Origin of the sequence: Wolbachia endosymbiont of Wiebesia pumilae (genome assembly GCF_017869285.1) — a bacterium.
In the GTDB taxonomy this organism is placed as follows: Bacteria; Pseudomonadota; Alphaproteobacteria; order Rickettsiales; family Anaplasmataceae; genus Wolbachia; species Wolbachia pipientis.
In genome coordinates, this window is sequence record NZ_CP054557.1 from 1,116,663 (window position 1) to 1,136,534 (window position 19,872).

The 19,872-nt window shown below is 34.6% G+C and carries 18 protein-coding genes, 1 tRNA gene, 1 other RNA gene and 3 pseudogenes; 14 read left to right on the plus strand and 9 right to left on the minus strand.

Annotation, left to right across the window (positions count from 1 at the left end; genetic code table 11):
• Positions 1–121 precede the first annotated feature (121 nt).
• Positions 122–1,138 (plus strand): IS481 family transposase, encoded by a 1,017-nt coding sequence (locus tag HUB92_RS05850; RefSeq protein ID WP_244663058.1) that lies wholly within the window; start codon positions 122–124, stop codon positions 1,136–1,138.
• Positions 1,139–1,238: 100 nt separating this feature from the next.
• Here the strand turns inward: HUB92_RS05850 and metK are convergent, their stop codons facing one another.
• The 6 genes from metK to pheS all read right to left on the minus strand — a co-directional run bounded on the left by metK (position 1,239) and on the right by pheS (position 6,494).
• Positions 1,239–2,411: a methionine adenosyltransferase gene (gene metK / locus HUB92_RS05855; RefSeq protein WP_209472680.1), complete on the minus strand. Its 1,173-nt coding sequence runs from the start codon at positions 2,409–2,411 to the stop codon at positions 1,239–1,241.
• 57 nt (positions 2,412–2,468) lie between these two features.
• Positions 2,469–2,545, minus strand: a tRNA-Ile gene (locus HUB92_RS05860).
• Positions 2,546–2,554: 9 nt separating this feature from the next.
• The gene (gene rpmA, locus HUB92_RS05865; protein WP_006279564.1) at positions 2,555–2,824 is read right to left on the minus strand and encodes a 50S ribosomal protein L27; all 270 of its coding nucleotides are present in this window, start codon (positions 2,822–2,824) and stop codon (positions 2,555–2,557) included.
• A gap of 10 nt (positions 2,825–2,834) precedes the next feature.
• Positions 2,835–3,137 carry a 50S ribosomal protein L21 gene (rplU, locus tag HUB92_RS05870; protein WP_006279565.1) on the minus strand — a complete coding sequence of 101 codons (303 nt, stop codon included), beginning with the start codon at positions 3,135–3,137 and terminating at the stop codon, positions 2,835–2,837.
• Between the two features lie 1,020 nt (positions 3,138–4,157).
• The gene (gene glmU / locus HUB92_RS05875; protein WP_209472682.1) at positions 4,158–5,450 is read right to left on the minus strand and encodes a bifunctional UDP-N-acetylglucosamine diphosphorylase/glucosamine-1-phosphate N-acetyltransferase GlmU; all 1,293 of its coding nucleotides are present in this window, start codon (positions 5,448–5,450) and stop codon (positions 4,158–4,160) included.
• Positions 5,451–6,494 carry a phenylalanine--tRNA ligase subunit alpha gene (pheS, locus tag HUB92_RS05880; RefSeq protein ID WP_209472684.1) on the minus strand — a complete coding sequence of 348 codons (1,044 nt, stop codon included), beginning with the start codon at positions 6,492–6,494 and terminating at the stop codon, positions 5,451–5,453.
• Between the two features lie 146 nt (positions 6,495–6,640).
• Between pheS and HUB92_RS05885 the strand changes: the two are divergent.
• Positions 6,641–8,192 (plus strand): annotated as a pseudogene (locus HUB92_RS05885) (hypothetical protein); the annotation flags it as partial.
• A 15-nt stretch (positions 8,193–8,207) separates the two neighbouring features.
• Here HUB92_RS05885 and HUB92_RS05890 read toward each other — a convergent pair.
• A protein-coding gene (locus HUB92_RS05890) for an IS5 family transposase (RefSeq protein WP_209472530.1) occupies positions 8,208–9,034 on the minus strand; the annotation gives its coding sequence in 2 pieces (ribosomal slippage) (positions 8,208–8,647 and positions 8,647–9,034; 828 coding nt in all).
• 59 nt (positions 9,035–9,093) lie between these two features.
• Here HUB92_RS05890 and HUB92_RS07050 point away from each other — a divergent pair.
• The 10 genes and pseudogenes from HUB92_RS07050 to HUB92_RS05935 form a co-directional block, all read left to right on the plus strand.
• Positions 9,094–9,276, plus strand: a pseudogene (locus HUB92_RS07050) (hypothetical protein); the annotation flags it as partial.
• A gap of 181 nt (positions 9,277–9,457) precedes the next feature.
• On the plus strand, positions 9,458–10,054 hold the full coding sequence (locus HUB92_RS05895; protein WP_010082169.1) for a riboflavin synthase: 597 nt from the start codon (positions 9,458–9,460) through the stop codon (positions 10,052–10,054).
• A gap of 57 nt (positions 10,055–10,111) precedes the next feature.
• Positions 10,112–10,702, plus strand: a complete 591-nt coding sequence (locus HUB92_RS05900; RefSeq protein ID WP_010962383.1) for a CvpA family protein — start codon at positions 10,112–10,114, stop codon at positions 10,700–10,702.
• Positions 10,703–10,826: 124 nt separating this feature from the next.
• Positions 10,827–11,157, plus strand: a transfer-messenger RNA (tmRNA) gene (ssrA, locus tag HUB92_RS05905).
• A 21-nt stretch (positions 11,158–11,178) separates the two neighbouring features.
• A complete protein-coding gene (locus HUB92_RS05910; protein ID WP_006279412.1) occupies positions 11,179–11,616 on the plus strand; it encodes a ClpXP protease specificity-enhancing factor SspB in 438 nt (145 codons plus the stop codon).
• 205 nt (positions 11,617–11,821) lie between these two features.
• The gene (locus tag HUB92_RS05915) at positions 11,822–12,043 is read left to right on the plus strand and encodes a hypothetical protein (RefSeq protein WP_006279415.1); all 222 of its coding nucleotides are present in this window, start codon (positions 11,822–11,824) and stop codon (positions 12,041–12,043) included.
• The gene (locus tag HUB92_RS05920; protein ID WP_209472686.1) at positions 12,034–12,309 is read left to right on the plus strand and encodes a type II toxin-antitoxin system RelE family toxin; all 276 of its coding nucleotides are present in this window, start codon (positions 12,034–12,036) and stop codon (positions 12,307–12,309) included. The genes HUB92_RS05915 and HUB92_RS05920 overlap by 10 nt, the downstream gene beginning before the upstream one ends.
• Before the next feature lie 171 nt (positions 12,310–12,480).
• The gene (locus tag HUB92_RS05925; RefSeq protein WP_006279515.1) at positions 12,481–12,759 is read left to right on the plus strand and encodes a YggT family protein; all 279 of its coding nucleotides are present in this window, start codon (positions 12,481–12,483) and stop codon (positions 12,757–12,759) included.
• Positions 12,760–14,874 carry an FtsK/SpoIIIE family DNA translocase gene (locus HUB92_RS05930; protein ID WP_209472688.1) on the plus strand — a complete coding sequence of 705 codons (2,115 nt, stop codon included), beginning with the start codon at positions 12,760–12,762 and terminating at the stop codon, positions 14,872–14,874. It begins immediately after the preceding gene.
• 155 nt (positions 14,875–15,029) lie between these two features.
• Positions 15,030–15,539, plus strand: a complete 510-nt coding sequence (locus HUB92_RS05935; protein ID WP_209472690.1) for a hypothetical protein — start codon at positions 15,030–15,032, stop codon at positions 15,537–15,539.
• A gap of 79 nt (positions 15,540–15,618) precedes the next feature.
• On the opposite strand, the gene HUB92_RS05940 is transcribed toward HUB92_RS05935, so the two are convergent.
• Positions 15,619–16,385 (minus strand): IS5 family transposase gene (locus tag HUB92_RS05940; protein WP_410543339.1). Its coding sequence is split into 2 segments (ribosomal slippage): positions 15,619–16,058 and positions 16,058–16,385, totalling 768 coding nucleotides; the frame shifts between segments, so codons are not numbered across the junction.
• Between the two features lie 205 nt (positions 16,386–16,590).
• Between HUB92_RS05940 and HUB92_RS05945 the strand changes: the two genes are divergently transcribed.
• Entirely contained in the window at positions 16,591–17,211 is a 621-nt protein-coding gene (locus HUB92_RS05945) for a TRP75-related protein (protein WP_209472692.1), read from the plus strand.
• 25 nt (positions 17,212–17,236) lie between these two features.
• Positions 17,237–18,517, plus strand: a complete 1,281-nt coding sequence (ispG, locus tag HUB92_RS05950; RefSeq protein WP_209472694.1) for a flavodoxin-dependent (E)-4-hydroxy-3-methylbut-2-enyl-diphosphate synthase — start codon at positions 17,237–17,239, stop codon at positions 18,515–18,517.
• A 186-nt stretch (positions 18,518–18,703) separates the two neighbouring features.
• On the opposite strand, the pseudogene HUB92_RS07300 reads toward ispG, so the two are convergent.
• Positions 18,704–19,798: pseudogene (locus HUB92_RS07300) on the minus strand (IS3 family transposase).
• Positions 19,799–19,872: the final 74 nt, after the last annotated feature.

The window sequence follows — 19,872 nt, forward strand, 5'->3', positions numbered from 1 at the left end:
ACGGTGTAGATGATGGTTAAGTAATTCATCATCCCGCTGCTTGTTAGCGGCTAAGATGTACAGTCCCAGAGTGTGATGGTATGATAAAATATGAGAAAAAAATACCATCAAAGGAGGAGTTATGGGACAAATATTGCATGGGTGCGCCAAAACAACACAGACGATTCGTAGAGCAATACAAAATAGAAAAGAGAGCATAGCAAAACTCTCCAAGCATTATAACCTTAATCCAAAAACTATTATTAAGTGGAGAAAACGTTCATTTACGAAAGATGCTGATATGGGTCCAAAGCGTCCAAGATCGACTGTTTTAACGCTAGAAGAGGAAGCTATAATAGTTACATTTCGCAAGTATACACTACTGCCACTAGATGATTGCCTTTACGCTCTGCAGTCTACAATTCCGCATTTGACTCGCTCTAGCTTGCATCGTTGTTTACAAAGACACAACATTAGCAGATTACCAACTGTTGATGGAGAAGTTAAGTCAAAAAAGAAATTCAAACAATATCCTATCGGTTACTTTCATATTGATATTGCTGAAGTTAGAACTGAGGAGGGCAAATTACATTTGTTTGTTGCTATTGATAGGACATCCAAATTTACCTATGTTGAGTTGCGTAACAGTGCTACAAAACCCATAGCTGCTGAGTTCTTACGTAATTTGATTAGAATTTTACCGTATAAAATCCATACTATTTTGACAGATAACGGTATACAATTTACAAACCAGAAGCGTCATAAGTATGCTTTCCAACATATATTTGATAGAGTTTGCGAAGGGAATGTTATTGAACATCGTTTGACAAAAGTTAGCCATCCTTGGACGAATGGGCAAGTCGAGCGTATGAATAAAACTTTAAAGGATGCTACAGTTAAGAAGTATTACTATCAATCGCACCAGCAACTTAAAGAACACCTTTATAACTTTGTTATGGCTTATAATTATGCAAAGAGACTCAAAACTCTTAAGGGTCTTACTCCTTATGAATTTATATGTTATCAGTGGACACAGTCTCCAGAATTATTTATACTAAATCCACACCATCACACTCTGGGACCATACATCTTACAATTACGTTGTACAGTTCTCCTTCTATTTCGTTATACACTTTATAAGCCTCACAATAAAAATTGAATATAAAAATTATTACTAATGTGGTATAATTATTATGAAAAAGCGTGCTATGCTTTAACAATAAGCTAGTATATAAATATGGGGCTGTAAATCAAAAATTTTAGCAATCTAAAGAAATTTTACTATTACCTTCTATATTGAATTCTCTACGAAGATCAGCAGACAAGTTTATGCTTTCCCAAGAAAATCCACCGTCACTTTCTGACTCTTTACCAAAATGTCCATAACAGGCTGTACGTTTATATATAGGATGATTAAGCGATAAATGCTTGATTATGCCTTTTGTTGATAAATCTATATTATTCTCGATAAACTTTTTAATTACTCTTTCCTCTACCTTATTCGTACCAAATGTATCAATATAGAATGAAGTAGGTTTTGATACACCAATTGCATAAGAAAGCTGCACAAGACAACGTTCAGCCAAGCCTGCAAAGACAATATTTTTAGCAAGATATCTTGCCATATAAGCCGCAGATCTATCAACTTTGGTTGCATCTTTTCCGGAAAACGCTCCTCCACCGTGTGGAATATAACCTCCATAAGTATCAACCATAATTTTTCGTCCGGTTAATCCACAATCACTAACCGGTCCACCAATAACAAATCTACCAGTTGGATTGACTAAGAGATTTTCCTCAGGACACATCCATCCTTCAGGTAAAGATGAAACTATGTAAGGGTAAATTATTTCTTTTACTTTTGATTGATCCAAATCCTCAGGGTGCTGTATTGAGACAATAATACTTTCAGCACGTACCGGGAGGTTATTCTCATATGCCAAAGTGATTTGTGACTTTGCATCTGGACCAAGTTTTGCTTCTTTAACTGCGCTCATGATATTTTTCAGAATCGAGTGTGCATAAAAAATGGGTGCCGGCATAAGGTTTTCTGTCTCTGTTGTTGCATAGCCATACATTATGCCCTGATCTCCAGCACCTTGATCCAACCCTATTGCAATGTCATTTGATTGCTCATGCAGCAATATATTTACTTTCACTTTTCTCCAGTGGAACCCATCGTGCTTGTAACCAATATCTTTTATTGTATTCCGTACAATACTTTCAATCCTGCTATTTTTGATGTTAGGCCCAAACACTTCCCCAGCTATAATAACGTTATCTTTGGTGACTAAAGTCTCTATTGCAGCTCGCGCAAAAGGATCAGTAAAAAGGTACTCATCAAGTATTGCATCTGAAATTTGATCTGCTACTTTATCTGGATGACCAGCCGCCACTGATTCACTGGTTACTAAATTTTTATATAAACTCATGTTTTTGCTTATACAATATCAAAACCGCTATAGAAAACACAGTTAGTAACTACTAAATGGTGGGTCTGGGAAGAGTTGAACCTCCGACCTCACGCTTATCAGGCGTGCGCTCTAACCACCTGAGCTACAGACCCATGATTTATTCAAGCTGAAGCTTTCATATTATCTGTAGGCACGATATCAATAAAAGTCTTTTTATTTGCTGATCTTCTAAAGCTGACCCAGCCTTCTATTTTAGCAAAAATCGTATGATCTTTACCTATACCAACATTCTTCCCAGGATGGAATTTTGTGCCTCTTTGGCGCACAATTATGTTACCAGGAATAACCTTCCCATTCTTCTTTATTCCTAACCTACGACCCGCTGAATCTCTACCATTACAGGAACTACCACCTGATTTTTTAGTTGCCATATCTTACCTCTTACTTTTGAAGACTAATTTCATTTATACGAAGAACAGTTATATACTGCCTATGACCAGTTTTCCTACGGTAATTTTTTCTTCTTTTCTTCTTAAAGATTATAATTTTTTCCCCCCTGCACTGCTCCAACACTTCAGCTTTAACAGTAGCATTAGATGAATAAGATAAGCCATTATTTGAAATACAAATCACCTTATTGATTTCCACCTCTTTTTTTTCTTCAGCTTCTAACTTCTCTACCTTTATTATACTACCTTCTTTTACTAAATATTGCTTTCCACCAGTCTCAATTACTGCAAACATGATAAATATAAATTATTGTTATTAACTTTAATCGTAAACGATGTCATATACGCTGTCAATATAAATAAAAAGCATGACTTAACGTTCTTTTTGAGCTACTAAAATACTTCTATCTGTTTTCATCTTTTATCTACCTTTTCTCAGACAGTAGACTTCTTGCATAACCTAAGCAGAAAAAAGGCAAATAGTTATTATAGCTCTAAGTTTACCGACACCGTCATGCAAGTAGCCCCTTCTCCTGTCATCCGAGTAGCTTGACACTGGTTCCTTTATGACGATGTCATCCAAGTGTCAGCTACTCGGATGACAAAAAAAGGAGCACTAGGATGACATCATCCTTTTTTGGGATTCCAGTGTCACGCACTGGGATGACAGCAGTCCTACGTCATACCGCCGCGAACCGTCATACCGCGATTCATTCGCGGTATCTCAGCAATAGATCCCGCTAACAAGCAGCGGGATGACGATTGTCGTTTAGCCATAAACATTAAGGAATTTACCAAATGAAAAAAAAGGCAAAAGAAACCCTAGTCATTGTCTATTTTCAGTATTGGCGTTTTTTAAGTCTTAAACACTGCAATTTAGCTGCTTTTAATTGCAACTAACCTACGCTGCAAATGTTTAAGAAATTTACTAAGCAGAAAAAAAGACAAAGGACCCCCGAGTTAGCTAGTCTTTTACTATCTCTGTCGAGTATTGGCATTTTTTGATGTCTTGTAACGCTTTATAAGCGCGTTCAGCTTATTTAGATAAAAATCTAGATGTAGATGAAGTTTTGTAAAGACATACAGTATCTATATACTGCAAAAAATTAAACATAAGACGCCGATACATTAAGTAATCCTTACCTTTTAATCTGCAGATTGGCGAAAGCAAATACAATAGCTTCACTGTTATGATAAGGGGGCTGGCGGAGTTTGTCAAGGAAGTTTTTTTGTTTCTATTCCCAATAAAAGTTTGTTATATGGTTATGCAAGAAGTCTAATATTAAAAATGACACAACAACATAATTAAATTAGACTACTTTATTCTCTTAGTTACTTGCTTTTCTCTTGCTATTGCAAGGCTTTTTTCTGGTACATCCTCAACTATAACACTACCTGCTGCAATTACAGATTCATCATGAATATTAAGCGGCGCAATTAGTGAGCTATTGGCGCCAACAAAGCAATTGCTCCCTATATTCGTTTCATGTTTATTTTTCCCATCATAATTACAAACAATAGTGCCTGCTCCTATATTACTCTCCTGCCCTACTTTAGCATTTCCTATATAACTTAAGTGTTTTATTCTAGTGTTTTGACCAACTTCACTTGTTTTCACTTCCACAAAATTTCCTATTTTTGCCTTATTACCAATTGTTGTGTTTCCGCGTATTCTGGTAAATGGACCGACCTCAGCATTACTTTTAATTAAGCAGTTTTCTAAATGCGAAAATGGCAGTATTTTCCCACCAGACTCTATTTTCACTCCAGTACCGAAAAAAACATATGGGTAAATAACTGAATCTCTGGCAATTTGCGTATCAAGAGAAAAGAAAACAGTCTCTGGTGCAACAAGCGTTACTCCGTAGTCGGTAAAAATTTTTCTTTTATTTTCTTGAAAGTAAAACTCAGCTTTTATAAGGTCATTTCTGTTATTTATTCCCGTTGCTTCTTCTCCACCGGTAATAACGTAACCGACATTTAAATTACTCTTCACTGCAATGGAAACTATATCGGTCAAATAATATTCATGAGTTGAGCTATTGCACTCTATTTTCTCCACCAATTCACGTAAATTCTTTGCATATGCAACCATTATTCCAGCATTGGCAAGAAACTCTTCATGATTATTTTTATCACTCTTTGCTTCTACGATTTCTCTTAAGGAACCATTCTCAATGATTAACCTACCATATTCTTTATTGCTTGCCCTAAAACCTAGGCAAACTAGAGCCTTGCCTTCTAAATAACTAATCATTTTAGTTATTGTGCTGCTTTTTATGAGCGGAGTATCCCCATACTGCACAACAACTATGCTTGAATCTGGCAATTCTCTTAGGTTTCTCATCGCAGTTTTGACCGCATCTCCCGTGCCAAGTGTTAATTCTTGTGTAATTAACTGTATATCCTTAAAACACTTTAGTCTTTCAATTAAAGGCTGATCAACTACAACAGCAATATTTTCAGGATTTAACTGTTTTGCATTGTAAATGACATGCTGGAGCATGGAAAAACTGCCTATTTTGTGTAGGACCTTAGGCAAATCTGAATTCATCCGCCTGCCATGCCCTGCAGCAAGTATAACGAACGTATGAGTTTTACTTATCACTTATCTTAAAGATGAAAAATGAAAACCGTAATGATCAAGCCAGCTGATTTTGTTGTCATAAAAGCTCCTCAAGTCGCTAATTTGATATTTTAGCATTGCAAGCCTTTCTATACCAATGCCAAACGCAAAACCGTTGTATTTAGTATGGTCTATTCCAACATTTTGAAATACATTTGGATGCGTCATACCGCATCCCAGTACTTCTATCCATTTACTACCTTTATAACTTATGTCCACTTCCGCAGAAGGCTCGGTAAAAGGGAAAAAACTATTACGAAAACGTATCTTCAGCCCTTTATCGCCAAAGAACTTATTAAGGAAGTGATGAATAGTAAATTTTAACTGGCCCATATTGACATTCTCATCGACATATAACCCCTCTATTTGATGGAACATAGGGGTGTGAGTTGCATCAAAGTCGTTTCTGTATACTCTACCTGCGGCTACTATTTTAATTGGGAATTTTTTTGTTTTTTCCATGGTTCTAATCTGTACAGATGAGGTGTGAGTGCGCAGTACCATTCTTTTATCATCTATTTTATTCTTTAAGTAGAAGGTATCTTGCTCCTCTCGTGCAGGATGATGACTTGGAGTATTCAGTGCATCAAATACATGAAATTCATCTTCAATGTCAGGGCCATCAACTGCCTTAAAACCCATATGTGCAAAAATAAGCTTTACTTCATTTAGAACCTTACTGAGTGGATGGACCTTGCCAATTTTTTCTGGCCTCGCAGGCAACGTGATATCAACTGCCTCGTTCTGCAATTTAAAGTTAACTTCTTCGGCTTTTAGTATATTCTCCTTATTCATTATAAGCTGATCTAGCTTATTACGTAAAACGTTGATAACTTCGCCTAAATTGCGCTTTTTTCCTGCGTCTTCTATCTCTTTTAAGTTGTCAAAATAAGCTTTAATTACACCCTTTTTTCCCAAATATGATAGCCTAACTTTTTCTAAATCTTGTAAAGAAGAAGCATTCTCAATTTCGGAAACTGCTTTATCTTCAAGTGAAAGTATGTCATCTAATAACTCTTTATTCATCTTAAAAACGCTGGCTTAAACTTTCATTATAGTGAAATTTTAAATATCATCAACAATCCGAAAAATTGCCCTATTCTGATTATTAATTTATTGACTGATTAATCTTTTTTATTTACCTTTGCGTTGATGAATTTGCTGTATCAACTATGCACAACAGTAATACTGAAACTAAGAATAAGTATAAAATAGAGGATTTACCTAAGCTCTTTAAGGAAAAATCCAGAAACATAAGTAAAGCATTTTCTAGCGAAACAATTAAGATCAGTACTATTCGCTCGAGAAGTATTGAAAGTAATATACAAGAATTTTCATTTGAGCTAACAGCAACAGATAAAGACACCTTTAATATAAGATTATTTCGAATAAACTCTTTAATTAATTTTTTCAAAATCTGCCTTTCCCGGGAAAAAAAATTTTACAGCCAACATAAAAGTGCCCAAAGAAAGCAGTGAACTATATAATAACTACTGTAAAACTAACAGTTATAAAACTGTAGAAGAATTCGTAAATAGTGCTCCGCCTCAAATCCTTCTGCAGGGCACAACGATAACGCTACAAACAGACGTTGAAAACATTAACCTGGACAACTTGTACCAAATCGAGTTATTTCTAAATGAAAAGCTACAACATGCAGAAAAAACTGAAAATGAAGACAAAAAAGAACAGAGTGAAACTAACCAAAAAAATGCACAAAATAAACAAATCGTACCAGTTACAGGCTCATTTGGCTTCGATGTAACAAATAATGGAAAACAAGTTACACGTGTTTCGATAGTAGTTGCTGCAATGCATGAAAACGTTTTCTGGTTTAGATCTTTTTTCTGTCTACCCAATTTTTTTAATACGTCACAATTCTTTTCCCAACAATTGCCAAAATTTTCTATACAGAGCAACAATATACCATTTGGTGTTATTCCAGCGTTTGACCAGGAAAAAAGAAACATGGATCCAAGTAGTCAAGCTACTCGGATGACAGGGGGTAGTATAGAAAATCCAATACCTCAAGAAGCAGAACAGAATGTAGGTCAAACTACTTCGCACACAGAGTATTTTAAGGCTAACAGAAAAAAGAAGTCAAAAAAGCAGACCAAAGAACTATCAGAGAAAGAAAAACCATTAGCCATAAAACAAGCACAAAATGATGCTAGAGTAGCTATGATAGATAACCAAATTGAGCACAGGGGGAAAAAACTCGATAAAATATTTATTGAAGTGATGAGTGGATACAAAAATCAAGATCCAGAAACATTTTGCAATATTTTCAGCTCAGTATTCAATATTGTTTACTTTCAAGATAAACAATTACATGCAATATTAGAGCCAGGCGAGATATCAGAAGTATTACAGATACTCGAAAGGCCACAACCTCTTAGTAACTCACTTTTAGGTAAAGAATATTTACAAAAACAAGTATATAGAAAAAAAGAGCAATTGCTTAAATTAGTTTCAGGTGTTTATATACAACAACCTTCTCCACAACATGAAAATACTCCTCATAAATCTACAAACCCTTTACCAATTAAAGATCTTTCACCAGCAACAAATGAAGCTAAAACTCTACCACCTACTAACATTACACTCAAATCATCATTAAAAACTATATTTTCCTCAAAAAAGGCTTATTTTTGTCTATTTATAATAGTAGCATCTGCATCAACACTTTGCTTATGGCATTTTCCGTTAGGAAAAGTGTCAATAGACCTCTTTCGAAACTCATATAGACAGCTCAAAATTGTGAATTCCTGCTATAAAATTGAATCTTAAGCCAAAACGTTTTCTCCGATTGCGGTATCTGTCTGCAATAATTTTGAATCTTTTTAACAGACCAATTACATTCTCAACTACTACTCTTTTGCTTGCTAGCTCCCGATTTTCTACCTTTTTTTCCTTAATTAAGGGACTCTTTTTCATCCTTCTGTGTGGCAACTCGACATTTTTGTGAATTTTCTGAAAACCTCTATAGCCAGCATCGGCTAAAACTTTTATACCTTCTGATACATGCACTTTTGACTCCTTGAAAAGCCGAAAGTCATGCTTTCTCCCGTTTGAAAATGACGTACAAATAATTTTCTTGCTCTTCTTTTCTGCAATTATTTGGGTTTTTAGCGTATGTTTTTTCTTCTTTCCTGAATAAAATCTTTTCTGCTTTTTTTTGGTCTCTCTACAGGTGTTTCCGTTGCATCAATCACCAGAATCTTATATTCCACGTCGCTTTTTAGGAGTTCTTTTCGTCCTGGCAATGCGAAATCTGGGTGTTGTATTAGAGTATCCTCTACCCATTTTACAGTTTTATATGCCGTACTTTCACTTACTCCATAACTTTGACTTATGTGAAAATATGTACGGTATTCTCGTAAGTATTCTAATACCATGAGCAGCATATTCTCCTCGTTTAGCTTATTTTTCCTTCCTCCTTTGGCTTTCTTTTTTTTATTCTCTTCACATAAAATCCCTACCATTTTGTTAAATGTTGATCTCTTTACTCCTGTTAGTCGACGAAACTCCCCTTTATCGAGCTCTTTCACTATTTCATACTTCATTTCTCCTTACCTCAAAATTACTATTTTTACTACTTTATCCTAGTTTCGAAAGAAGTCTAATGTTAAAAGGATTAGTGCCACCAGAAAAAAGAGAAAGTATTGGGCTAGCATTGAACATAGGGTTACCAATATTAACTGCATTATGTGTTCTGAGTTTGGCTTATTTCATATATTCTGAATATTCTATAGAATCTATTGAACAAGTAAGTGAAAACGATCCCCTTTCTCGCGCCTATAGCTAGTGCAGGCTCAGTTTTCCTACGTCATACCGTCACGGTATCTCTAGATCCCGCTAACACGTAGCGGGATGACGAATTTGTCGTTTTTTAAATTGTCGGTAAACCAGAATTACTTTAACTATAACAAAATAGAAATAAGTTGTTGTAAAAAATTTTTCATGGTAAAATTATTTATTTTCACCATATGTTTAAAGGAATTATCACGGATATCGGGACTATAACTGATACTACCACTCACTCCAACTCTGATCAAATTTTCCATATCAAGACACAAAATTTATCCTCTATAAATAAAGGAGATTCAATAGCTTGCTCTGGTGTGTGTTTAACTGTTGTTGATATAATGAGCGATACATTTACAGTCCAAGCATCTCAAGAAACTATGAAGGTTGCTAACTTAAATACGTGGAGAATAGGAAAAAAAATAAATCTCGAACAAGCAATGAGATTAAGCGATAAGATCGATGGCCACCTGGTTCAGGGTCATGTTGATGGGATAGTAAAATTTTTAACAATTAATCAAAATTTAGATTCTCATGAAATCAAACTATCGTGCCCACAAGAATTAATTAAATTTGTTGCAAAAAAAAGCTCCGTTACACTAGATGGGGTTTCCCTCACAGTGAATTCAGTTATTAATCAGGAATTTACAGTAAATATCACTCCCTATACATGGGAAAATACAACTTTTCAGTACAACAAAGTAAATGATTATTTGAATTTAGAAATTGACATGATCGCTAGGTATTTAGATCAATTGATGCAGCATAAATACAATTAATTTTACAACCTTGTTATTTACAACTATTATATCTTGAAAACCATATAGATATAAAACATGCTTTTCGATAGCCTAATTATCTTCATTGTTGTTCTATGCGTAATAATCTCGGTAACTAGAGGCTTTATAAAAGAGCTATGCGCACTAATGTTTCTATTTTTATCGGTCTTTCTGACAGCTAATCACTATGATTTTTTCGCTCCAAATTATAGTAAATATTTTGATTCTAAAGTTACACTAAACATACTTTCTACAATCTCTGTATTTATTATACTTAATCTTATATTCATGATAATAAATAACTGGCTAATGTACATATTATCACCCATAAGGTTGGGGTTTATCGATAGAGTTACTGGAATCTTTCTCGGAGTGCTTAAAGGAATATTGCTCTCTTATGTATTATTTTTTGCTGTGCACTTATATTGCTACACAGTATATGACAAAAAAGAGGGAGAGTATAAAATAGAAGCAGAAGACATATTGCCTAATTGGATAATAAATTCACACTCTTATCAGGCTTTATTTGTGACAGCAGAAGAAGTAATTGACATGTATGTACCAGAGTCGTTGATACTAAAAATAAAAGAGATCGGTGGAGAAATGGTTGATCAAGAAAAACCTAAAAACAATAAAAAAGAAGAGTAAATATTTATTTATAAATATTTTCATTGGGAGTATTCAAAAAGCCATATGTGTCAGGTTAAGAGCACAGAATTTTTTACTGGGAATATTAATTTTGTTTTAGCAATAAATCAACTTAAGGTCATAATATCTTGACATTTATTTAATGTTGCTACATAATAGCTATGTACATTTTGTGTACTATAGCAATAAAATTACCTTGTAATAGGTGTATTGGACCCGAGGGCAGTACTCGGCGCCTCCGCCATGTTTTTTAATTATACGGGGGCGATTAAGGATCGACATGCATAGTAAAGATGGTAGCTTTGCTCGGTTAGACACCACCGCTAAGAGTTCATAATTTAAATGCAAACGATAATTTTGCTGCTGAAGAATATCGTGTTGCTGCTTAATTTAGCACAACCGGTTTATTACTAAAGCACGGTTTAGGGAACGCCGGGTAACAGAAGTTCCCCAAAATTTACGTATGTGAAAGTTATATGGAGCAAACAGATTACAAAAAACTGCTTAATTCTGCTAAGTTTCAAGTTATCAAAAAGACTTTAGATGTTATATCAGGTAATGGTTTTATCCCTCACTTAGAAATATTATTTTTCACATATTTTAATGGTGTGACCATGCCAGATCGTTTGAAAAAGTCATACCCTACTCAAATGCTTATTATATTACAGCATCAATTCTATGATTTAAAAGTTTCTGAGGATAAATTTAGCGTCAGTTTGAGTTTTCAAGGAAAACAAGAGCGAATTACTATACCGTTTTTTGCTATTAGTGAGTTTCGTGATAAAATTTCAGGAGATGTTTTAATATTTGACAAAATCAGTATCGACTCTGATAAAGAATACAAAAGTGAAAAATGTACTGAAAAACTATCAAACGGTAGTATTATATCCATAGATCAACTGCGTGATGAGTAACTGCTCATCTTTATAAACAAAAAATATTAATAGAAAAAAGTGGTCTAACTTAAGTAATAGAATAGAGGGTAGATAAATATGCTAAATTTTTAATTATTTATTAACGCAGGTGGCAAAATTTTTCTTACGTATCATCAACTTTCTTTATTGAAAAATTAAAAAAAATGTTGTATACCTGTTACAGTAGTAGAGTTCAGTAAAACATATGGCAAATTCAGGCATTAACATAGCTCTTAGCGAAGAAACTTTAAAGCATCTTGCTGAATTATCTGAATTTACTAAACAGCCCGTTCAAGAATTAGCAGGAAAACTATTTAGAGAAGCAGTTGAGCTTGAAATGGAGGATTTTTTAGTATCTAAAATTTCTGATGAGCGTGATGTTGAAGGTGCAGAAACAGTTGATTTTGAAGATATTAAGTGGGATTAGAGCGTTACAAGGTTAAGTCTCTAAAGAGTGTTGTTGAAAAAGATTTACCAAACCTTCCAAAGATAATAAGGCTAAGAGTTCAAAAGGCTATAAAAGAACGTCTTACAGTTGACCCAATAAATTTTGGTGAACCACTACATCATAACTTAAAAGGATGTAGAAGGCTAAGAGTTAGTGACTATCGTGTAATTTACAGAGTAAATCAATTAGATCATATAGTAACTATCACAGAGATAGGACATAGAGATGATATTTATAAGAAATAAATATCAACATTAATATATATTATACACCCCTCCTTCCTTGTCCATTCTCTACTTTAGGTGGCTTTGCGCAGCTCAAAAAATGAAGTTTTTTTTGGTTCAGCAAAAACAACATTTTGAGTTTGAAAAGGCTAAATACTTGTCTTTTATATAACTTTCGTGTAATAGATATGTATGCATCCAATCATATATCTACTCAATACGTTACTTGATCTTTATAGCTTCATTCTAATATGTTGGGTTGTCCTAAACTGGCTGGTTAAACTTAATATGGTGAACATATATAATGAAACTGTCAGTAGCATAATGCACATCTTGAACCAATTGACATATCCACCACTAAAGATTATTAGAAGATATATACCACCGTTCAACGGATTAGATTTATCTATAATGATATTGCTAATAACAATTCACTTTGTAAAATATACAGTAGCTTACTACTTTAGGTAGATGTTAAAAAAATATCTAAAATCAGCAATATATCTATCCCTTTTAATATATATATATATATCAGTTTTTAGCTATAACTATAAAGATCCTTCCTTAAACACGGCTACAAATGAGGAAGTGACAAATTTAGGTGGAATAGTAGGTTCATATTTAGCTGATATATTGGTTCAATTTCTTGGATTAACTAGTGTTACAATAGCTACAACCATAGTTTACTTGTTGATCTTCAGGTCAGCAAAAATACTGCTGAAAATTCTCTATTTAATATTAATCAATTTAGGGGTATGTGCTATATTACCACAACTTTCGCTAGGCATCACAGCAAGGTACAGACACAGTGGAATAATAGGGAATGCACTCGTTAATAACTGCCCGTTTTATGTATTTGTGATAGTAACATTAATAGGTCTTGTAGGATCTGTTGGTTGGAAGGGAGCAATTTACTCTCTATTCTTCTTATGTAAAAAAATAGCTTGCTTATTTGTAAATGTTCCATTCTTCAGATCACATAAAACTACTGAGTATTCAATTGCACCATTAGTAGTAGAAGAAAAACATAAAACTAAAATCACTACTAAACAACAACCAAAAGAAAGACAGAAAAAAGCCACCAAAGAAATTTTCAGTGAGTTCGAATTTCCAAGCATTCATTTACTTTCCAAAGCAGAGGAGTCTTTGCAGAGAAAACAGCTGAATGAAATGGAGAGCAATAAAAATTTATCTCTGCTGGAACAAGTCCTGAGTGATTTTGGCGTGCAAGGAAAAATTATCAGTGTATGCTATGGGCCGGTTGTGACTTTATACAAACTTGAACCACAAGCTGGTACGAAATCTGCAAGAGTAATTGGCCTTGCAGATGACATTGCACGTTCGATGAGTGCACTCTCTGCACGTATTTCAATAATTCGTGGGCAAAATGCTATGGGAATAGAGTTGCCGAACAAGGAACGGGAAATTGTAATGCTGCGTGATTTGCTTGAATCACCAGAATACCAAAATGCAAACTTAAATCTTCCAATTGCGCTTGGCAAAGAAATAAGTGGAAAACCAGTTATTGCAGATCTAACTAAAATGCCTCACTTGCTCGTTGCTGGAACCACAGGGTCTGGTAAATCAGTTGCGATTAACACTATGATTCTTTCACTCGTTTATCGATTAAGTCCTGACGAATGCAAGATGATAATGATCGACCCCAAAATGCTTGAGCTTTCAATATATGATGCAATACCACATCTAATAACGCCAGTAGTAACAGAGCCAAAAAAGGCTGTAGTCGCTCTTAAGTGGATCGTGAAAGAAATGGAAAACCGCTATCGCATGATGTCGTATTTGAATGTACGCAATGTTATAAACTATAATCAAAAAATCACAGAAGCAATGAATAGTGGAATAGAATTGGAGCGCGTTGTGCAGATTGGCTTTAACTCAACAACAGGCAAACCTCTGTTTGAAAAAATACCAATCAAGATGGAAACATTTCCATATATTGTAGTGATCGTGGATGAAATGGCAGATTTGATGCTTGTTGCCGGCAAAGAAATAGAGTGCTCTATTCAACGCTTAGCTCAGATGGCTCGTGCTGCAGGAATACACATCATAATGGCAACACAACGCCCATCTGTGGATGTGATTACAGGTGTGATAAAGGCGAACTTTCCAACGAGAATCAGTTTTGCTGTTACTTCTAAGATAGATAGCCGTACAATACTTGGCGAACAAGGGGCTGAACAATTGCTCGGCATGGGTGACATGCTCTATATGGCCTCTGGTGGTAAGATCATTCGAGTTCACGGCCCATTTGTAAGTGATAATGAGGTGCAAGATATAGTTGATCATCTGAAAATGCAAGGTGAGCCAAACTACATGGAGGAAATCACTAAAGAAGATGAAAATTCTTCTACAGAGTCACACGATGAAACGGAGGATGAAGAAAATGACCTCTATAACCAAGCAGTGGCCATCATTCAAAGAGATCAAAAAGTTTCAACCAGTTACATTCAAAGGCAGCTTAGAATAGGCTATAACAGAGCAGCAAACATCGTTGAAAGAATGGAAAAGGAAGGTATTGTCAGCGCTCCAAATTACTCAGGGAAAAGAGAGATATTGGTTGAATAACAATCTTGTAATACCTTAATTTAAGTTTCCGCACTTTCAAAAAGCAAGTCAAACAAAATTATTAAAAGGTCAATACATAATGACAGTTAATTTAATAATAATTTAAACATTTGGAATGTAAAATTATAATATATTAATTAGCTAGGAGGTTAAAAATGTCTTTGTGGGAACGTATTATGTATAATTTTAAGGGTCTTGATAAGTTAGCAATAGAAGAATTGCAAAAAAGAGTGGGAGAACTAGAGAAGGTATCAGGGAACTTCGCAGGTTTGGAACAAGAAGTAATCAAACTGTCGGGTGAATTCACGGGAAATTTTAAAGAGCTATTAGGTAAATTCGACGGTTTGAACGATAAATTCGATGGTTTGCAAGAAAAGCTTACAGGCTTGCAAGAAAACTTCACAGGTTTAGAAGAAAAAGTGAAAACACTTACAGAAGCAGTAGCAGATCAAGAAAAAATAATGGCAACTTGTATCATAGTCAGTGCTGTTGCCGCAATAGCGGTCGCTTCTTTTGTTGCATTCTGTATCTATCAGGGAGTTAAGCTTGATAAAGAGAAGAAAAACGACTTATCTAAAGATACGCCAGACGCAAAACTTAGTAATGTAGATACTACCGATGGTACTGAAAAACTACAGAATAACTTAAAAGTTGCAAACATATAGCTGCATAACACTTTTCTTGAAAAGGTGTTACGCAACTTGTAACACCTTACTCTTCTCTTAGAACCTGTCTTGAAAGGAACTAAGCAGCTAATTTAGCAAGCATAATAGTAATCATATTAAAGGAGATATTAGTTTTTGAAGTAAGAGGAGAATGCTCATAATCCTTGCTCATACGTCTAAAATTGGAAAGCCAAGCAAAAGTTCTTTCAACAATCCACCGTTTAGGAATAACTTGAAATCCTACAGCATCAGCTGCTTTTTTAGTAATCGTCAATAAACATCCTGTTTTCAATAAACAGTAATTTTGCAATTTACCAATATATCCCTGATCAGCGAGAAACCTTTGTAGCGTTGAAGCTTTTCGTTTAGCTTGAGTAAAAAGATTTAGAGCACCATCACGATCTTGAATGCCTGCACTATGAACATCAGCTGTAATAATTAGGCCTATTGTATCCACAATGATGTGACGTTTTCTACCCTTTATTTTCTTGCCAGCATCATATCCTCTGGATCCCCTTTTTGAGTGGTTTTCACTGATTGACTGTCAATTATTCCTACCGAAGGTATTTCATTTTTGCCAACCATTTTTCTTACCTTTTTTACTAACATATCGTGTATTTCTTCCAATTTGCCACTATTACGCCACCTGAGAAAATAATCATACACCGTTTTCCATGGCGGAAAATCTTTTGGCAGCATTCTCCACTGGCAACCACCTTTCATTATGTATCTTATTGCATTAATAATTGTTCTAATATTGTGCTTTCTTGGCCGTCCTACTGCACCTTGTGCAACACTTGGCTCCAAAATTTCCCATTCTTTGTCACTTATATCACTTGGATACATTTTTACCTACTATTTTTTACTTATCTCATCATATTCTCTTTCTCATTTCTTTTCAAGACAGGCTCTTAGTCTGCGTAGGTTTTTTTGATAGCAAACATATCACTTTTTAGAAAAATATTTGTATTGTAAAGTTAGTAAAGATTCTGGTTTACTTAAAGTTTGTTAATTGCTATCTTTTAAAACACGATATTTACTATAGCACCATATGCTTAGGGTTTTTTCTAAAATTTTATTTATATTAATGTTTTTGGTTTCTAGCTTTTTTACTGTGCATAGTGCTGAAGCTAAATCTAAGCTCAGTAAGAGATACATACCTCCTGGTAACCCTGGTGGTGCAAACTTTCATACAGATGAGGATTTTGCTGAGTCATATAAACTGTATGAGAAGCGTAGGGAATTGCTCAAGAAAAAAAAATTACAAGATCGAGCTATAAATAAAGAAGATCTAATCAAAAAATTAAAAGAGAAAAAAATTGCTAGTCTTGATAATGAGCCAAATGACATGGAAGCTTGCATAGTCGACGATGAAGAGAGCACTATGATAAATCAGCATGGTATTAATATCGCACGTTTAAGGGGTACTGTATTTATAGATCAAGAGTCAGTTTTCCAGTATGAAAATAAGCAGCATGAAAGTGAACAACAAGAAGAGAAGAAAGTTACTTCAACACGAGAAAAGAAAGTTTCTCCTATAAATGTCACTATAAAAGAAACTCCATCAAGAAGAACGTGCTCGCATGATTCTATTGCTAATTTGGATAACGTAGATGCTTATAGTTTGAATGGTTCAAGTTCATTTGGCAGTGTAGCTGACACAGTAAAATAGTATCACAATATTGGCCATTAATAATATGCTAGATAAAGACCTGATATTGAATGATAATACATATGAATTATCGCAGATTTCCAGGCACAAAACTCATGTTGTAGAAGTTGGAAAAGTAAAGATAGGCGGAAATAATCCTGTAGTTGTACAATCTATGGCGCTTGGCGTGCATATAGATGCTGATAATATAAAAAGTAGCGCAAAACATTATGCAAAAGAGATAACAGAACTAGCGCGTACAAGTTCAGAATTGGTGCGAATTGCCTTGAACTCAGAGGAGGTAGCAAGAGCAATACCTTATATAGTAGAAGAGATAAATAAAGAAGGTTTTGACGGTAAAATATTGGTAGGCTGCGGTCAATATGAGCTAGATAAATTAGTTCAAGATTATCCAGACAACATCAAAATGCTGGGTAAAATTAGAATCAATCCAGGCAATATAGGCTTTGGCGACAAACGTGATGAGAAGTTTGAAAGGGTGATAGAGTATGCAATAATGCACGATCTTCCGGTTAGAATTGGGGTAAATTGGGGTAGTCTTGATAAATACCTTTTGCAAAAATTGATGGATGAAAACTCTTCGCTTAGTAATTCAAGGCCTTCTGATGTTATACTGCGCAAAGCACTTGTAATGTCTGCTCTTGATAGTGCAAAAAAAGCTGAAGAAATTGGTCTAAATTCAAACAAAATAATCATTTCATGTAAAGTTAGCAAAGTACAAGATTTAATTTTAGTTTATATGGCACTTGCAAAATCTTCCAATTATGCGCTGCATTTGGGTTTAACTGAGGCTGGTATGGGCAATAAAGGTGTGGTAAATACCGCAGCAGGGCTTACTTATTTATTGCAAAATGGCATTGGAGATACAATACGGGCTTCTTTGACTCAACGTCCTGGTGAATCGCGTACTAATGAAGTGGTGGTGTGTCAGGAAATATTGCAGTCTATAGGCTTGCGACACTTTAACCCTCAGGTTAATTCATGTCCTGGTTGTGGGCGCACGAGTAGCGATCGTTTTCGTATATTAACTGAAGAGGTGAATGGCTATATAAAAACTCATATGCCGATGTGGAAGAAAAAAAATCCAGGTGTAGAGCATATGAACATTGCTGTTATGGGATGCATAGTAAATGGTCCTGGAGAAAGCAAACACGCAAATTTGGGAATCAGCTTACCTGGATATGGAGAAAAACCTGTTTCAGCAGTCTACAAAAACGGCAAATATTTCAAAACTTTACAAGGTGATAATGTCTCTGAAGAATTTAAGGCAATTATTGATAATTATGTGAAGAAGCATTACACGTAACCTTTCACGGTTAATTAATAGATAAATCGCAAATAAAAAAGAAAATTAAACCTTGTTTTTCTTTTTTCGTTGGGAATGTTCAAAAAAGTGTGTCAAACCGAAAAAAAAGTAATAAATTGATATAAAAAAAATGGAGGTTTGACTGACCTTACCCAGAAAAAGTGGAGAGAAAGTTTGGAATGTTTTTCACAAAGAGAATGATGAATCAAAATGCTCAGGAATGCAATAGTTAATAGTGACGTTGTTTGTTATAAAAAATTTCTATATATTCAAATATAGCAGTTTTGATATGCTGTTTAGAGTGCCGAGAGGTGTCTATTGGTAACTCCCTTTTTAGAGAACTGAAGAAGCTTTCCACAACAGAATTGTCGTAACAACAACCTTTATAACTCATCTATGTTTTTTATGGATAAGAGATATTGATAACCTTGCGAAGTATATTGTGAACCTTGATCACTATGTAATAGTAGATTTTTGGCAGGTTTACGCTTGTTAACGGCCATTAATAAAGAGTCCATAACCAATTGTTTATTTATTGAACTGCTCATTAACTACCATGCGTGAATATAGATCGATTATTGTTGCCAAATATAGCCATCCTTCTTTGGTTTTTATATAAGTAATCCCATACTTTATTTGGTTGATCGACAATAAAGTTTTGGTCTAATATATTGGGAGCTACTGTCCGTTTGTTGTTTCTTAATTTTAAATTTTCTTCTCAATATAGCCTGAATACCATTTTTCTGCATAATACTTTGCACTGTTTTTAAGTTGCAACTTTTACCCAAAGCCTTCAATTCAGCATGAATTTTAGGAGCTCCATATCTACATTTAGAAACTTGATATATTTTTTGAATAGCTGCGAGTAGCTCTTTATTTGCTGATTCTCTACTGCTTATTTTTCTTGTGGTCCACTTATAGTAGCCACTAGCAGAAAATCCTACATAATTCCTGTACTTTATAGCAGTTACTATATAAAAAAATATTTTACTCTTTTTAACTGGCCAGGGCTTTTTTTTAAATGTCTCTTTTCCTTGTTACTCTTGCTAACTCTCTTTGTAAATCAAACCTCTCTTTGTCGTAAGGAGCCATGTTACCTCTACCTGGAAATGCATCTGCTGCCGACTTTTTTTCGTTGTGTTTCTTTATCCATTTTCCTAATAAACCACCCTTTATTCCTAAATCCTTTGCTATTTTTGTAATTGTTTGACCTGCCTTTCTTTGTTCATTTGCCAGTTTAACAGCTTCCAATTTGAATTCTGCCGTATATTCTCTTGCCATTTCTAATCCTCCAAAATTTTATTTTACCCGAAAAAACTCCTTTCTTTCTCTCCACTTTTTCTGGGTAAGGTCAC

What these genes read in the sequence shown, in the direction of transcription:
- HUB92_RS05925 (WP_006279515.1), top strand. Translation starts at nt 12,481, where the DNA reads ATGCATCCAATCATATATCTACTCAATACGTTACTTGATCTTTATAGC.
- HUB92_RS05935 (WP_209472690.1), top strand. Translation starts at nt 15,030, where the DNA reads ATGTCTTTGTGGGAACGTATTATGTATAATTTTAAGGGTCTTGATAAG.
- HUB92_RS05945 (WP_209472692.1), top strand. Translation starts at nt 16,591, where the DNA reads ATGCTTAGGGTTTTTTCTAAAATTTTATTTATATTAATGTTTTTGGTT.
- HUB92_RS05915 (WP_006279415.1), top strand. Translation starts at nt 11,822, where the DNA reads ATGGCAAATTCAGGCATTAACATAGCTCTTAGCGAAGAAACTTTAAAG.
- HUB92_RS05900 (WP_010962383.1), top strand. Translation starts at nt 10,112, where the DNA reads ATGCTTTTCGATAGCCTAATTATCTTCATTGTTGTTCTATGCGTAATA.
- rpmA (WP_006279564.1), bottom strand. Translation starts at nt 2,824, where the DNA reads ATGGCAACTAAAAAATCAGGTGGTAGTTCCTGTAATGGTAGAGATTCA.
- pheS (WP_209472684.1), bottom strand. Translation starts at nt 6,494, where the DNA reads ATGAATAAAGAGTTATTAGATGACATACTTTCACTTGAAGATAAAGCA.
- ispG (WP_209472694.1), top strand. Translation starts at nt 17,237, where the DNA reads ATGCTAGATAAAGACCTGATATTGAATGATAATACATATGAATTATCG.
- HUB92_RS05910 (WP_006279412.1), top strand. Translation starts at nt 11,179, where the DNA reads ATGGAGCAAACAGATTACAAAAAACTGCTTAATTCTGCTAAGTTTCAA.
- HUB92_RS05850 (WP_244663058.1), top strand. Translation starts at nt 122, where the DNA reads ATGGGACAAATATTGCATGGGTGCGCCAAAACAACACAGACGATTCGT.
- HUB92_RS05930 (WP_209472688.1), top strand. Translation starts at nt 12,760, where the DNA reads ATGTTAAAAAAATATCTAAAATCAGCAATATATCTATCCCTTTTAATA.
- metK (WP_209472680.1), bottom strand. Translation starts at nt 2,411, where the DNA reads ATGAGTTTATATAAAAATTTAGTAACCAGTGAATCAGTGGCGGCTGGT.
- HUB92_RS05895 (WP_010082169.1), top strand. Translation starts at nt 9,458, where the DNA reads ATGTTTAAAGGAATTATCACGGATATCGGGACTATAACTGATACTACC.
- rplU (WP_006279565.1), bottom strand. Translation starts at nt 3,137, where the DNA reads ATGTTTGCAGTAATTGAGACTGGTGGAAAGCAATATTTAGTAAAAGAA.